The organism is Rhizobium sp. No.120 (assembly GCF_054558365.1).
The window spans coordinates 54,302-68,489 of sequence record NZ_BAAJNQ010000009.1; the positions used below are offsets into that span (position 1 = coordinate 54,302).

General features: G+C 60.6%; 12 protein-coding genes. 9 read left to right on the top strand and 3 right to left on the bottom strand.

Features of this window, described 5'->3' with window-relative positions; all coding sequences use genetic code 11:
- Positions 1-26 precede the first annotated feature (26 nt).
- The 3 genes from ACYJRZ_RS22475 to ACYJRZ_RS22485 all read left to right on the top strand — a co-directional run bounded on the left by ACYJRZ_RS22475 (position 27) and on the right by ACYJRZ_RS22485 (position 3,710).
- Positions 27-1,883, top strand: coding sequence for a DUF2264 domain-containing protein (locus ACYJRZ_RS22475; protein ID WP_459462699.1), 1,857 nt, complete (start codon positions 27-29; stop codon positions 1,881-1,883).
- Positions 1,880-2,905, top strand: a complete 1,026-nt coding sequence (locus ACYJRZ_RS22480) for a hydroxyacid dehydrogenase (RefSeq protein WP_459462701.1) — start codon at positions 1,880-1,882, stop codon at positions 2,903-2,905. The genes ACYJRZ_RS22475 and ACYJRZ_RS22480 overlap by 4 nt, the downstream gene beginning before the upstream one ends.
- A gap of 217 nt (positions 2,906-3,122) precedes the next feature.
- A complete protein-coding gene (locus ACYJRZ_RS22485; RefSeq protein ID WP_459462984.1) occupies positions 3,123-3,710 on the top strand; it encodes a transglycosylase SLT domain-containing protein in 588 nt (195 codons plus the stop codon).
- Positions 3,711-3,741: 31 nt separating this feature from the next.
- Here the strand turns inward: ACYJRZ_RS22485 and ACYJRZ_RS22490 are convergent, their stop codons facing one another.
- From ACYJRZ_RS22490 to ACYJRZ_RS22500, 3 genes are all read right to left on the bottom strand, one after another.
- Entirely contained in the window at positions 3,742-5,004 is a 1,263-nt protein-coding gene (locus tag ACYJRZ_RS22490; protein WP_459462703.1) for a Gfo/Idh/MocA family protein, read from the bottom strand.
- Between the two features lie 130 nt (positions 5,005-5,134).
- Positions 5,135-6,556 (bottom strand): mandelate racemase, encoded by a 1,422-nt coding sequence (locus ACYJRZ_RS22495; RefSeq protein ID WP_459462705.1) that lies wholly within the window; start codon positions 6,554-6,556, stop codon positions 5,135-5,137.
- A gap of 282 nt (positions 6,557-6,838) precedes the next feature.
- A complete protein-coding gene (locus ACYJRZ_RS22500) occupies positions 6,839-7,534 on the bottom strand; it encodes a TetR/AcrR family transcriptional regulator (RefSeq protein WP_459462707.1) in 696 nt (231 codons plus the stop codon).
- 180 nt (positions 7,535-7,714) lie between these two features.
- Here ACYJRZ_RS22500 and ACYJRZ_RS22505 point away from each other — a divergent pair, with 180 nt between their 5' ends.
- The 6 genes from ACYJRZ_RS22505 to ACYJRZ_RS22530 all read left to right on the top strand — a co-directional run bounded on the left by ACYJRZ_RS22505 (position 7,715) and on the right by ACYJRZ_RS22530 (position 14,149).
- Positions 7,715-8,998, top strand: a complete 1,284-nt coding sequence (locus tag ACYJRZ_RS22505; RefSeq protein WP_459462709.1) for an ABC transporter substrate-binding protein — start codon at positions 7,715-7,717, stop codon at positions 8,996-8,998.
- A gap of 37 nt (positions 8,999-9,035) precedes the next feature.
- On the top strand, positions 9,036-9,971 hold the full coding sequence (locus tag ACYJRZ_RS22510) for a carbohydrate ABC transporter permease (protein ID WP_459462986.1): 936 nt from the start codon (positions 9,036-9,038) through the stop codon (positions 9,969-9,971).
- A complete protein-coding gene (locus ACYJRZ_RS22515; RefSeq protein WP_459462711.1) occupies positions 9,964-10,848 on the top strand; it encodes a carbohydrate ABC transporter permease in 885 nt (294 codons plus the stop codon). Before ACYJRZ_RS22510 ends, ACYJRZ_RS22515 begins: the two co-directional genes overlap by 8 nt.
- 73 nt (positions 10,849-10,921) lie before the next feature.
- Positions 10,922-11,947: a Gfo/Idh/MocA family protein gene (locus tag ACYJRZ_RS22520; RefSeq protein WP_459462713.1), complete on the top strand. Its 1,026-nt coding sequence runs from the start codon at positions 10,922-10,924 to the stop codon at positions 11,945-11,947.
- Positions 11,948-11,954: 7 nt separating this feature from the next.
- Positions 11,955-13,025 carry a Gfo/Idh/MocA family protein gene (locus ACYJRZ_RS22525; RefSeq protein ID WP_459462715.1) on the top strand — a complete coding sequence of 357 codons (1,071 nt, stop codon included), beginning with the start codon at positions 11,955-11,957 and terminating at the stop codon, positions 13,023-13,025.
- A 44-nt stretch (positions 13,026-13,069) separates the two neighbouring features.
- Positions 13,070-14,149 (top strand): ABC transporter ATP-binding protein, encoded by a 1,080-nt coding sequence (locus tag ACYJRZ_RS22530; protein ID WP_459462987.1) that lies wholly within the window; start codon positions 13,070-13,072, stop codon positions 14,147-14,149.
- Positions 14,150-14,188 lie beyond the last annotated feature (39 nt).

The following is a 14,188-nucleotide window of genomic DNA, read 5'->3' on the forward strand; positions in this document are numbered from 1 at the left end:
CGGAAACGATCGAGAAAGCCGAACCGATGATCTATGACCCCGCCAGCTCCAATCCGCTTGCCCGCAACCCGCTGAAGACCCTTACAGACATGCGCCGCGCGCTGACGGACCTGTTCGATCCGCTGCTGCCCTATTTTTCCGAAGGCAATGCCCGCGTTCGCATCGATGGCGCAGGCGCCCATTTCGACCGCGCCGCCGCCGATCTCGAAGGTTTTGCCCGTCCGCTCTGGGGCTTGGCTCCCCTCGGCGCAGGCGGTGGCGACTTCAGTCACTGGGACCGCTATGCCGAGGGCCTCGCCAATGGCGTCGACCCGCAACATCCGGAATATTGGGGCACGGTCAACGGCCGCGACCAGCGCATGGTCGAACTAGCCGCTCTCGGCTTCGCTCTTGCCCTCGTGCCCGAAAAGATCTGGGAACCGCTCGATCAGCGTGCGCGCGACAATCTGATTTCCTATCTCAAGCATGCCCGCACCTTCGACTACGCCGACAACAATTGGAAATTCTTCCGCATCTTCGTCGATATCGCGCTCGACCGGCTCGGCGCCTCCTTCGACCGCAGCCTGACGGAAACCTATCTGAACGAGCTCGACGGCTTCTACATCGGCGATGGTTGGTATCGCGACGGCAATGTCCGCCGCATCGATCATTACATTCCCTTCGCCATGCACTTTTACGGGCTCATCTATTCCAAGCTCGTCAATGACGACCACGCCGAGCGCTACCGGGAACGGGCAATGCTCTTCGCCAAGGATTTCCGACACTGGTTCGCGCCCGATGGCGCCACGATCCCCTTCGGCCGCAGCCTGACCTATCGCTTCGCCTGCGCCGGCTTCTGGTCGGCGCTCGCCTTTGCCGATGTCGAGGCGCTGCCTTGGGGCGAAATCAAGGGCCTGTGCTTGCGGCACCTGCGCTGGTGGGCCGACAAGCCGATCGCCCATCGCGACGGCACCCTGCCGATCGGTTTTGCCTATCCCAACCTGCTGATGTCGGAGAACTATAATTCCGCCGGCTCGCCCTATTGGGCCTTTAAGGCCTTCCTACCTCTGGCGCTGCCTGAGACGCATCCGTTCTGGACTGCAGAAGAAAAGCCGACGGAGAGTGAGCCGGCTATCATCCCGCAAAAACATCCCGGCATGGTCCTGCTGCGCAGCAAGGATGATGTCGTCGCACTTTCCTCTGGCCAGGAAAACCAGCAGATGCGCTTCGGCGCGGAGAAATACTCGAAATTCGCCTATTCCGCCCGCTACGGCTTCAGCGTCGAGAGCGATGAGCGCATCTTTACCGGCGGCGCCTTCGACAGCATGCTCGCCTTCAGCGACGACGGCCTGCACTATCGCGTCCGCGAAACCAATGAAGAGGCAAAGCTTGCCGGCGACACACTCTATGCCAGATGGTCCCCCTACTCGGATGTGACGGTGGAGACCTGGCTTATCCCCGCCTCGCCCTGGCATATCCGCCTGCATAGGATCAACACGCCGCAGCCGCTGCAGACGGCCGAAGGCGGCTTTGCCATCGCGCGGCGGGATTTCGAAACCGACACGCTCTTCTCCACGACCGGCTCGGCCTATACGATCGGTGAAGAGGATTTCAGCGGCATTTTCGACCTCGGCTCGACGGTCGCACGCGAAGGCGCCGCGCAGAAGGCGCCGCCGAACACCAACCTCATCGTCTCCAAAACGCTGGTGCCACAGTTGCGCGGTACTATTCCCGCAGGCCAAACCATTCTCGTCTCTGCCGTGCTTGCGGAGAAAGACCCATCCGCCGTCGATCACGCCTGGAGCAAGCCACCCGCAAAACCCGATATCGATGCACTATACGCCCTGATGAAGGACAAGGGCATCACGGTCAGCGCCATCGAAGCGCCGGGTCGCCTGCCATGACGCAATCCCTCTCCAGCCGCCCTGCCATTGCCCTCGCCATGCAGCCATCGCGCACGCAGCATGTGCTGCCGGAAGCACTCGTTCAGCGTCTTAATGCCATGGGCCGCGTACTCGATGCCACACCGATGCAGCGCTTCGACGATGAGCGTGCAGCCAATCTGCTAGCGGAAACGGAAATCCTGATCACCGGCTGGGGGGCGCCGGCGATCGATGTTGCCGCGCTCGCACAGGCGCCGCACCTCAAACTGGTGGTCCATGCCGCCGGCACGGTGAAAGGCCTGCTCGGCGACAGCCTCTTCGAGCGCGGTATCCTGGTCAGCCATGCCGCCCAGGCCAATGCCCTGCCAGTCGCCGAATTCACGCTTGCCGCCATCATCTTTGCCGGCAAGAAGGTTTTTCGGTTTCGCGACTTCTACGTCGCCGACCGCAACCGCAACCGGACGGTACCGATGCAGGCCGAAGCCATCGGCAATTACGGCCGCACCATAGGCATCATCGGCGCCTCGCGCATCGGCCGGCGGGTGATCGAACTACTGGCTCCCTTCAACTACCGCATCCTGCTCTATGACCCGATGGTCGATGCGCCCGAAGCGACACGCCTCGGCGTCAAAAAAGCCGAGCTGGACGCGCTGATGGCATCGGCCGACATCGTCTCGCTGCATGCACCCTCGCTACCCGCCACCCGCCATATGATCGACGCCGGACGACTCTCGCTGATGAAGAAGGGGGCGACGTTCATCAATACGGCACGCGGCGCACTGGTCGATGAAGCGGCCTTGATCGCTGTGCTGAAAACCGGCCATATCGACGCGATCATCGACGTCACCGATCCGGAAATTCCAGAAGCCGCCTCGGCGCTTTACGAGCTGCCGAACGTCTTTCTGACGCCGCATATTGCCGGTGCCGTCGGGCTGGAACGGACGCGCCTCGGCGAGATGGCGGTGGATGAAGCCATTCGCTTTATTGAAGGCAAGCCGCTGCTCTATGAAATCCGCCGCGAGGAATTGGCGCTGATGGCATGACGCGACGCAGCAAATCCATGAAAACACCCTGAAATCGCCCCATTTCGGCACAGGCAAACAACCCGTTTTTAATCATTCCGCGCTAGCAATCTTAGGAGCGTGGGTCCGCCAAAAGCTCGGTCTCGAATTTTTGGAAAGGATCATGCGCCGGCAGGTTGTTGCTGCGTATCTCGTGCCCTTGAAAGACGCACGGCGCAGCAATGAAGAGGTTCTAGTAATGCGTACCCGCGTCGTTTCCATTCTGGTCGTAATGCTGCTCGGCATGCTGGCGGGCTGTGCAACCGCACCCCGCCACACCCGTAACATCTGCGCGATCTTCGACCAGCGCGACGGCTGGTTCAACAACTGGCAACGGGCTGCCGAACGAACGGAACGCAAATACGGAGTGCCGGTTCCGATCCTGATGGCGACGATCTACACCGAATCCGGCTTCCGGCCGCGCGCTCGCCCGCCGCGGCGCTATTTGCTCGGCTTCATTCCCTGGAAGCGCCCGACGACGGCTTACGGCTATTCGCAAGCACTCGACGGCACTTGGGACAAATACAAGCGCGAGACGGGCAACTGGACAGCAAGCCGCACCAATTTCGGCGACGCCATCGATTTCGTTGGCTGGTATCACTACCAGACGCATCTGCAGACCGGCATCGCCCTGAACAATTCCTACGATCTCTATCTTGCCTATTACTCAGGCCCCAAGGGTTACCTGCAGGGGTCCTGGCGCGGCAATTCGACCGCTCTCGCGGGAGCCAGACGCTTCAACGGCATGACGCGGATCTACGCTCAGCAGCTGCCGAGCTGCAGCTGATCTCGAAACGCGAAAGCTTGATACCGCGGCCTTAAGGCCGCGGCTCCAGCAAGTTCAACCCGCCATCTTCGCCCCAGATATCGGCAAGCGATACCTGCTGGCCGGTGCGGCTGCTCTGCAGCGCGGCAATGCCACAGAGAACCGACATCGCTCCTGCCCGCGAGCCGGCGCGCTGCTTGAGTTCGTCATTCGGGCCGGAGCGAAGCAGCATGTTGCGCAGCCGATCGTCGCCGCCGTAGTGCCCACCGGAAGAATGCGGCACCCATATGCGCTCGACATCGCCGAAATTCTTCATGACGACGATCTCGTCGGCCGGCGGTGTCGTCCAGTTCTGCTTCTCATATTGCCGCAGCTCGATGCGCCCCTTATGTCCGTTGAAGGCAATATGATGACCTTCGATCGGCATATAGGTATTGAGCGAATAGGAGACGTTGATGCCGTTGCGATAGCGGATGGATGCCACCATCGTATCGGGGATGTCTATATCCTCACGGAAGACGCAGGCATCGCGCACATAGCCGTCCACGGATGAGGGGTCTTCATAGAGGCTCTCGAGCAGTAGCGTTGCGTTGATGTCGAGATAATAGTCGCACTCGCCCTTGTAACGACAGGTGCGACAGCGCTCGCCGCGGAACGGGCCTTTGCTGCCATAATGCTTGAGATCGGCAAAGGCGGCGACCGTTTCCGGATCGGAATCCAGATACCAATTCAGAAGGTCGAAATGATGCGTCGCCTTATGAACGAAAAGGCTGCCGGAATTTTCGACGTAAGCATGCCAGCGGCGGAAGTAATCGGCGCCATGGCTGGTGTCGAGATACCAATGGAAATCGACAGAGGTGACATCGCCGATGATGCCGGAATTGATCAGCTCCTTGATCTTCGCCGCGGTCGGCGCGAAGCGGTAGTTGAAGGAGATATCCAGCCGTTTGCCGGTACGCGCCTCGGCATTGAGAATGCGCTTGATCTTGTCGACAGTCGTCGTCATCGGCTTCTCGCTGATGACATCGGCGCCAGCCTCCATCGCCTTGACGATCAAGTCGTCATGGGTGGAATCGCGGGTGCAGACGATGACGAGATCCGGCTTTTCCGTCCGCAGCAATTCGTCGAAGTCAGTATAGATGGGCACCGAAACGCCGATATACTCTAGCGCCCGCTTTGCCCGCATGGCATTTAGATCGCAAACCGCCACGAGCTCGACCTCGTTGCTCCAGCGCTCGACCAGATCCTTGCCCCACATGGTCGTGCCACGATGACCCGTGCCGACCAGAGCGTAGCGTTTCCTCGATGACTGCATCTGCTCCTCCACAATCTGCAAACAGCGATGATGAGGCCTCGGCGGCCTGAATTCATTTCTGCGACGCGCCTCTCACCCGAGCGCGAGGACAGGGCGTCAACGCAAAACCCTCATGACCCTGACCAACGTCCTATGCCGGCGACCTCTCCATCGCTGTCCAATCCGGCTCCGCCGATGAACCAAGCCCGATCGCACCGATAACGGAGCCGATCGCAAGCTGCCCCGCCTCGATCCGCAATCGTGTGCGACCATTGCTGATGCGGTAGAGATCGGAATGCACCTCGGCGAAAGCGGCCTGCTCTGCCTCCGTCGCGCCGGCCATGCCGTCAACATAGTGATGCCCGTTGCGCTCGATATGCGTCATACCGATGAGGGAAGCGAGCGCCAGATCCTGCTGCACGGCAAGGCCGCCCTGGGTGGTCAGATCCTCCGCCGACATGAAATACGGAATGCCGTCCTCGGCGCTCCATTTGGCGACGCGCGCCCGGTTCAATAGCGAGCGATAGAACCCTTTGCAGGATTTCGAGGAGATGCCGGTATAGCCGAGCCGCCTCGCCGTGACGAAGGCATCGATATCGGCATCCGACTCGTCGATTTCCACTGGCTTGAAGGCGGCCAGCGCCTTGACCGGCTTTTCGAAGGCATGCGCGCGGGCGATCGGCTGCTCGACGAACAGGATCGATGCTGCAAATCTTGCCAGCCTTGGCTCCGCCTTCACACGGGAAAGCAGATCGGCAACGGCCTCGGCGGAGGCAAATTGCTCGTTGCCGTCGAGCGTCACCGAATAGGTGGGCACCTTGGCGTCGATAACAGTGGCGACGCGGCAAAGACGATCGATATCGGCTTCGAGTGCACCCGAAACCTTGACCTTGAAGAAGGTCAGGCCATAGGCGTCGATGGCCTCTTCAAAACTTTCCGGCAGGCCGTCGTTCAGCTGCTCGCTTGCCGGAACATCTGCGGGCAAGATGGCATCGACCAGACCGACAGTGTGGCGCGCTGCGAGACGTGCGGATGGCTGCAAGGTTGCAAGGAAAGCTGAGAGATCGAAGCCCGAGAGATCGCGTGCGGTGGAGGCATCGATACCGGGGCGGTTCGCGTTGATTGCTTGCGCGACGGTCAGCCCCTCCAGCCGGCAGAGCGCATCGAGAATGGCCCGGTTGGCAAGCGCCAGGCCGAAGGATGCGACAAGCCCGTTCAGCTTCTCGGCTGCCGCTTGCGCATGATGCGAGGCCTCGATGGCGGCATGCAGTCCGAAAGCCGTTCCCGCGCCTGCACTTCTTAGGGCATCGAGCGCCAGAGCCAGCGACCGCCGTAGCTGGTTTTCATTGTCGGCATTGGAAAGCTCGGGCGATTTGTCGAACCATTTCGGTACCATCAGTTCAGCCGCCATGCCCTCAGCCGAACGCCCCAGCACATCCTCGATGCGCACCCGCAGAAAAATCTGCCGTGCCTCCCGCAAGGTGGCTGCCCCGAAACGGAAAGGAAGCCGCAGCTTGACCGGACGCTCGAATGTCTCGGCCTCGACAAGCCTGATGATCAATGGTTCGGTCATGGTGTTAGTCAGCTCCTGTGATGCTCAGGCAAGTCAATTTGCTTGGGATCCGAGTGAGAAGGCATTCGCTCGTTGCAGAACCGGTTCTTCAAATCCCCGGCTACGTCGCATTGTAGCGACAGGCTCATGCTATCTCCTCCATCCCCAATTCCCTCCAGAACCAGGAAAAGCAAATGCTTGGTCAATCAGGCAATGTAACCATATGGTTACAAGATCGCGCGTTACCTCCGGCCTTGTCAATCGCCTTTTGAAAATTTCTCCAAACTGCCACACCGCCGGGCACTATGTGCGGATCGAAGCAAGCGTGACGGCAACGATATGCTCGCCCCAGGCATTGAGCGCATCCGGCGCAGTCAGCTTCCGCGCGAAAATCGTCGACAGAGTATGGCGGTTCGACAGATAGAAGAATCCGAGCGCCGCGATCGTGAGATAGACGGATATGGGATCGACCGCAGGGCGGAAAATGCCGAGCGCCTCCCCGCGGCGCAGCACGTCCGCTAGTTCGTCGATCAGATGCGAATGCATGGCCGAGACTTTGTCGGATCGCTGCAGATAATGCGCGTGATGCAGGTTTTCGGTGGCAAGCAGGCTCAAAAACTCAGGATGCGCAAGAAAATGCCGCCAGGTAAACAAGGCCAGCTCCCGCATCCCCTCCTCCGGAGGACGATGCGCCAGATCCAGCTGCTTTTCGGCACTGCGGATCGTCGCATAGCTCGCCTCCAGCACGGCGAGGTAGAGCCCCTCCTTGTCGCCGAAATAGTGGTAGAGCATCCGCTTGTTGGTCTGCGCCCGCGCTGCGATGGCATCCACGCGAGCGCCGCCGAAACCATGCGCGGCAAATTCTTCCGTCGCCGCGTCCAGGATCGCGGCATGGGTGCGCTGCGGATTGCGAGACGCTTTTCTCGACCGCTTGCCCAAGGTCTTGCCGGCATCCGCTTGCGCTTTATTTTCAGTCTCTTGTCTCGCCCTGACCGCCATGGACGATCTCCTTCCGAAGGGTAGCATCAGCGACGGATGCGGCCGGTTCCGGCATGCATCGTTTTGATCGCCGCGCGATTGGCGCTTGACAGCGGTCGCGTTTCTATCCAACTTGTAACCAAATAGTTATATCATGCAAAGCAGTTCGTAAATCATCGGTTCGCTGGGGAGGAGACCAGGATGACGTTGACGATCGACCGCCGGCAGTTGCTTGCCGGCATGGCAGCTACGCTAACTTTCAGCAGTATCGGACTATCCCGCGCCAATGCGGCAACTGCGATGCGCCTTCTTTGGTGGGGATCGAAGGAGCGTGCAGATCGGACATTTGCAGCCGTAAAGGCCTATCAGACCAAGAACCCGGATATCACCATTGCCGGCGAATCCTTCGGCTGGGATAGCTACTGGACCCGCCTCGCCACACAGACTGGCGGCGGCAATGCGCCCGACCTCATCCAGATGGATTATCGCTACATCTTCGAATATGCCCGTCGCGGCGCGCTGCTCGACATGACACCTTATTTCGGCAAGAGCCTGGCAATCGAGGATTTCGGCCCCGCCAACATCGATTCCGGCAAGGTCGACAACAAGATCTACGGCGTCAGCCTCGGCGTGAATTCCTCAATGGTCGTCGTCAATACGGCTGCCTGGAACGAAGCCGGCATCGAGCCGCCGCGTGATGGCATGACATGGGAACAGCTCGGCGATGCCTGCGCCAAGGTCACAGCTGCCAAGAAACGCCGCGGCTTCTACGGCACGGCAGATGCGGGCGCCAGCGAGCCGGCTTTCGAATGCTGGCTGCGCCAGCGCGGCAAGGCGCTCTACACGGCCGATGGCAAGCTGGCTTTCGAGGCCAAGGACGCGACCGAATGGTTCGACTTCTGGGGCCATATGCGCAAGATCGGCGCGTGCACGCCGGCCGACGTCCAGGCGCTGGACCAGCAGACCCTCGAAACCGACATGCTCGTGACCAAGAAGGCGGCGGTCAGCTACGCCCATTCCAATCAGTTCGTCGCCATTCAAGGCCTCGTGAAGGAAAAGATCGATCTAGTCGCTTATCCGAGCAATCCGGGCAGCAAGCCCGGCCAGTATCTGAAACCCTCGATGCTGATGTCGGTTTCGGCAACATCCCAGAACAAGGATGCCGCCGTCGCCTTTGTCAATTACCTGGTGGAGGACCCGGAAGGCACCAAAGCACTCGGAGTCGAGCGCGGCGTCCCACCTTCAAAAAAGATCCGCGATTTGCTGACGCCGGATCTGGATGCAACAAGCAAACAGGTGGTCGATTATATCGGCCGGCTGACACCGCATGTCGGAGCACTGCCGCCGTCACCGCCGAATGGCGCCGGCGAGAATGCATTCCTGCTGAAGAAGATCGCCGAGGAGGTGGCCTTCGGCAAAACCAGCGCACAGGACGCTGGCACGAAGTTCACCGAACAGGCAGCAGCAAACATTACGCGAGGCTGATACCGTGGGTACAAACAGCAAGAGCGTTGCCGGCGGCTTGGCCGTCGGCGCGCGCGCGCCGTTGCGCGTGGAAACCTCCTATAAAGCGCCGAGCGCATTCGCGCGCAATGCACCCGGTTATCTCTTCCTTCTGCCGTGGTTCATCGGCTTCTTCGGACTGACCCTCGGGCCGGCGATCGCCTCGCTCTATCTGTCCTTCACCGATTACAATTTGCTGCAGTCGCCGAACCTCGTTGGCATCGAGAACTACGTGCGGATCGCAACGGCCGACGACAAATTTCTATCGTCGATGAAGGTGACGCTGTTCTATGTCGTCTGTTCGGTGCCGCTGAAGCTCGCTTTCGCGCTGCTGGTGGCGCTGCTGCTCAACCGTGGTATCAAGGGCCTGCCGGTCTATCGCGCCATCTTCTACCTGCCCTCGCTGCTCGGCTCCAGCGTCGCGATCGCCGTGCTGTGGCGGCAGATCTTCGATGCCGACGGCATCGTCAATACCCTGCTCTGGTACGCCTTCGGCATTAACGGGCCGAGCTGGATCTCCAATCCCGACTATTCGCTCTATACGCTCATCATCCTGGCCATCTGGCAGTTCGGCTCGCCGATGATCATCTTCCTCGCAGGCCTGCGCCAGATCCCGACCGATCTTTATGAAGCCGCCAGCCTCGACGGCGCCTCCAAGGCACGGATTTTCTTCAAGATCACCCTGCCGCTTCTGACGCCGGTGATCTTCTTCAACGCCGTGGTTCAGACGATCGACGCCTTCAAGGCTTTCACGCCGGCCTATGTGATTTCATCCGGCACCGGCGGGCCGATCGATTCGACGCTCTTCTACACGCTCTATCTCTACCAGGAAGCCTTCGGCTATTTCCGCATGGGCTATGCCTCGGCGCTTGCCTGGATCCTGGTGATCATCATCGCGATCTTCACCGCCTTCTCCTTCCTCTCCGCTCGTTATTGGGTTCACTACGATGACTGACGCGAAGCTCACCCATTTTGCCGAGGACATGAAGCCGCCGCGCGAGCGCCCGTGGTTTCTCTCCGTCCTCATCCACCTCGCTCTCGTCGCCGCGTCGATCGTGATGCTCTATCCGCTGCTATGGATGCTCTCGGGCTCGATCAAGGACCAGAACGAGATCTTCGGCACGGCATCGCTGATCCCCTCGCATTTCGATTTCAGCGCCTATGCCCGCGGCTGGTTCGGCGGACAGGTCACCTTCGGCAAATTCGTCTGGAATTCAGCCGTCATCGCCGTGCTTTCGGTCATCGGCAACGTCGTCTCCTGCTCGCTGGCGGCCTACGCCTTCGCGCGGCTGAACTTCTGGGGCAAGAATTTCTGGTTCGCCCTGATGCTGGGCACGCTGATGCTGCCCTACCACGTCACCCTGATCCCGCAATATATCCTCTTCCTCAAGCTCGGCTGGGTGAAGACCATGCTACCGCTCGTCGTGCCGAAATTCCTGGCGGTCGATGCCTTCTTCATCTTCCTGATGGTGCAATTCTTCCGCGGCATTCCGCGCGAATTGGACGAGGCCGCAATGATGGACGGCTGCAGCCCGTGGCGCATCTACTGGCGCATCATGCTGCCGCTGTCGCTACCCGTTCTGGCGACGGCCGCTATCTTTTCCTTTATCTGGACCTGGGACGATTTCTTCGGGCCGCTGATTTATCTCTCCGATATCAATACCTACACGGTACAGCTCGGCTTGCGCTCCTTCGTCGATTCCACCGGAAGTTCCGATTGGAGCAGCCTGTTCGCCATGTCGAGCCTGTCGCTGATCCCGGTCTTCCTGATCTTCCTCTTCTTCCAGAGGCTGCTGATCGACGGCATCGCGACCGCCGGCCTCAAACGCTGATTACGAACCTCGCAGCCCCGAATGCCCAAGATTTGGGGATGTGAACCAACAAACCCACGAAAGGAAATGTCGCATGAGCGCGCTGCGCTTCGCCGCCATCGGCCTCAATCACGATCACATCTACGGGCAGGTCAACGTCATGCTGCGGGCCGGCGCCGAACTCGTCGCCTTCCATGCCATGGAAGATGACCTCGCCACCGTCTTCGCCGAGCGTTTTCCGCAAGCACGGCGCGTTACCGATAAAAGGGAAATCCTCGAGGATAGCTCCATCGCGCTGATCGTCAGCGCCGCGATTTCCAGTGAGCGTGCCGGCCTTGCTATCGAGGCCATGCGCCACGGCAAGGACGTGATGCTCGACAAGCCCGGCATGGTGACGCTGGATCAGCTCGCTGAAGTGCGAAAAGTGCAAGCCGAGACCAAGCGCATCGTCTCCATCCTCTATTCCGAGCATTTCGAGACGGCATCGACGGTCAAGGCCGGCGAATTGGTCAAGGCAGGTGCCATCGGCAAGGTCATCCACACGACGGGCCTTGGCCCCCATCGGCTCCGCAAACCCACCCGGCCGGACTGGTTCTTCGACCGCAAGCGCTATGGCGGAATCATCACCGACATAGCCTCGCATCAGTGCGAGCAGTTCCTGTTCTTTGCAGACTCCCTAGAAGCCGAAGTGCTGTCGGCAACGGTGTCCAACCGCGCCAATCCGGAAACGCCGGGCCTGCAGGATTATGGCGATTTCCATGTGAGGACGCCCGACGTCACGGGCTATGTCCGCGTCGACTGGTTCACCCCGGACGGGCTTTCCACCTGGGGAGACGGCCGCCTCTTCATCGTTGGCACCGAAGGCACGATCGAGCTGCGCAAATATATCGACGTCGCCGGCCGGCCCGGCACCGACCATCTCTTCCTCACCGACCGCAAGGGCATGCAGCATATCGACTGCAGCAGTGTGGAGCTGCCCTATGGCCGCCAGCTTGTAGCCGACATCAGAGACCGCACCGAAACAGCCATGGGCCAGGAACATTGCTTCAAGGCCATGGAGCTGGCGCTGAAGGCGCAGGCGCTCGCCGAGGCAACATCGCTCAACAGCATTCAGAGGTAATTGCGACATGTCCGACATCAAGAAAGTCGCGATCATCGGTCTCGGCATTGGCCGCTCTCATATCGTCGAAGGCTATCTGCCGCATCACGACCGTTTCGAGGTCGCGGTCCTCTGCGATCTTAACGAGGAACGCCTGAACGCGGTCGGCGATGAATTCGGCATCGCGAGACGCCTGAAGGATTTCTCCGAAGTCCTCAACATGCCCGATATCGACATCGTCGACATCTGCACGCCGCCCGGCTCGCACTTCCAGCTGATCACGCAGGCGCTTGCAGCCGGCAAGCATGTGGTGTGCGAAAAGCCGCTTGTGGGATCGCTCGCCGATGTCGATGCCGTCATCGCGGCCGAAAAGACTGCCAAGGGCCGGCTGATGCCGATCTTCCAGTATCGCTATGGCGACGGTATCCAGAAAGCCAAGCGCATCATTGCTTCAGGCATCGCCGGCAAACCCTATGTCGCGACGTCGGAGACGCATTGGGTGCGCGGTGCCGATTACTATGCGGTTCCCTGGCGCGGCAAATGGGATACCGAACTTGGCGGCGTGCTGATGACGCATTCCATCCACCTCCACGACATGTTGACCTATCTGATGGGGCCGATCGCGGGCCTCTTCGGCCGTGTTGCCACCCGCGTCAACGATATCGAGGTGGAAGATTGCGCCAGCGCCAGCCTGCTGATGGAAAACGGCGCGCTCGCCACCATCAGCGCAACGCTCGGCTCACAGGAGCAGATCAGCCGCCTGCGCCTCGCCTTCGAAAACGTCCTGATCGAAAGCAACCACGAGCCCTACAGCCCCGGTCAGGACCCCTGGAAGATCGTCCCCGCCAATGACGAGATCGGCGCGAAGATCGATGCGCTGCTCGCCGATTGGTCGCCGATCCCTAACCGTTTCAACACGCAGATGAAGCTGTTCCACGAAGCGCTGGTATCGGGCGGACCGCTGCCGGTGACGACGGCCGATGCCCGCCAGGCACTGGAACTGGTCACCGCATTCTATGAATCGTCGGAAACGCGCACCGAAGTCCGCTTCCCGGTCGGGCCGGAAGCCAAGAAATACAAGAGCTGGAGGCCGTCATGAACGTTGCCCCGCGAGCCATCAGAACCAACAGGGAGGGAGCACCTATGGCGACAAGCGTATCGCTGCAGAAGGTTATCAAGCGCTATGGCGAGCTTCAGGTGGTTCACGGGATCGATTTGGAAATCGAGCCGGGGGAATTCACCGTCTTCGTCGGCCCCTCCGGCTGCGGCAAGTCCACGCTCCTGCGCATGATCGCTGGCCTCGAGCCGATTTCCGGCGGCGGGCTCTATCTCGACGGCAGCCGCATGAACGATGTCCCCGCCTCCAAGCGCGGCATCGCCATGGTCTTCCAGTCCTATGCGCTCTATCCGCATATGACCGTCTACAAGAACCTCGCTTTCGGCCTGGAAACGGCGGGCATGAAAAAGCAGGACATCCAGCCGCGCGTCGAAAAGGCGGCAGAGATCCTGCAGATCAAGCAGCTGCTGCAACGCAAGCCGAAGCAGCTCTCCGGCGGCCAGCGCCAGCGCGTTGCCATAGGCCGTGCCATCGTGCGCGAACCCAACATCTTCCTCTTCGACGAGCCGCTTTCGAACCTCGATGCCGAACTGCGCGTGCAGATGCGCGTCGAGATCGCCCGCCTGCACCAGCGCCTCGGCAACACCATGATCTATGTCACCCACGACCAGACCGAAGCCATGACCATGGCCGACAAGATCGTCGTACTGAACGGCGGCAAGATCGAGCAGGTTGGCGCGCCGCTCGACCTCTATAACAGGCCGAAGAACAAGTTCGTCGCCGGCTTCATCGGCTCGCCGAAGATGAACTTCCTTGACGCGAAGATCGTCGCCTCCGACGACGGCTCCGCGGTCATCGATCTTGCCGGCCAGACGGTGCGCCTGCCGCGCCGGCTGGGCAGCCTCCAGCCGGGACAACCCGTCACCCTTGGCGCCCGCCCGGAGCATCTGAACGTCGGCGATCGCGGCTTGGCGCTCGGCAATGCCCGCGTCGATCTCGTCGAACATCTCGGCGGCCAGACGATCCTTTACGTCACACTGCATGGCGGCCAGACGCTGACGGTCGCGCTGGAAGACCAGCAAGCCATCCGCGCCGGCGAGACGGTCAACATTCACATCGATCCCGAGCGCTGCCACCTGTTCGGGCCGGATGGGATGACGTTGTAGTTGGGGCTGGCGCGGAACCCATCTCGCCCCTGGCGGGCG

Excerpts from the sequence above, each read along its gene's own strand:
- ACYJRZ_RS22480 (WP_459462701.1), top strand. The coding sequence starts at position 1,880 with ATGACGCAATCCCTCTCCAGCCGCCCTGCCATTGCCCTCGCCATGCAG.
- ACYJRZ_RS22475 (WP_459462699.1), top strand. The coding sequence starts at position 27 with ATGATCTATGACCCCGCCAGCTCCAATCCGCTTGCCCGCAACCCGCTG.
- ACYJRZ_RS22495 (WP_459462705.1), bottom strand. The coding sequence starts at position 6,556 with ATGACCGAACCATTGATCATCAGGCTTGTCGAGGCCGAGACATTCGAG.
- ACYJRZ_RS22515 (WP_459462711.1), top strand. The coding sequence starts at position 9,964 with ATGACTGACGCGAAGCTCACCCATTTTGCCGAGGACATGAAGCCGCCG.
- ACYJRZ_RS22520 (WP_459462713.1), top strand. The coding sequence starts at position 10,922 with ATGAGCGCGCTGCGCTTCGCCGCCATCGGCCTCAATCACGATCACATC.
- ACYJRZ_RS22525 (WP_459462715.1), top strand. The coding sequence starts at position 11,955 with ATGTCCGACATCAAGAAAGTCGCGATCATCGGTCTCGGCATTGGCCGC.
- ACYJRZ_RS22530 (WP_459462987.1), top strand. The coding sequence starts at position 13,070 with ATGGCGACAAGCGTATCGCTGCAGAAGGTTATCAAGCGCTATGGCGAG.
- ACYJRZ_RS22485 (WP_459462984.1), top strand. The coding sequence starts at position 3,123 with ATGCGTACCCGCGTCGTTTCCATTCTGGTCGTAATGCTGCTCGGCATG.
- ACYJRZ_RS22490 (WP_459462703.1), bottom strand. The coding sequence starts at position 5,004 with ATGCAGTCATCGAGGAAACGCTACGCTCTGGTCGGCACGGGTCATCGT.
- ACYJRZ_RS22505 (WP_459462709.1), top strand. The coding sequence starts at position 7,715 with ATGACGTTGACGATCGACCGCCGGCAGTTGCTTGCCGGCATGGCAGCT.
- ACYJRZ_RS22500 (WP_459462707.1), bottom strand. The coding sequence starts at position 7,534 with ATGGCGGTCAGGGCGAGACAAGAGACTGAAAATAAAGCGCAAGCGGAT.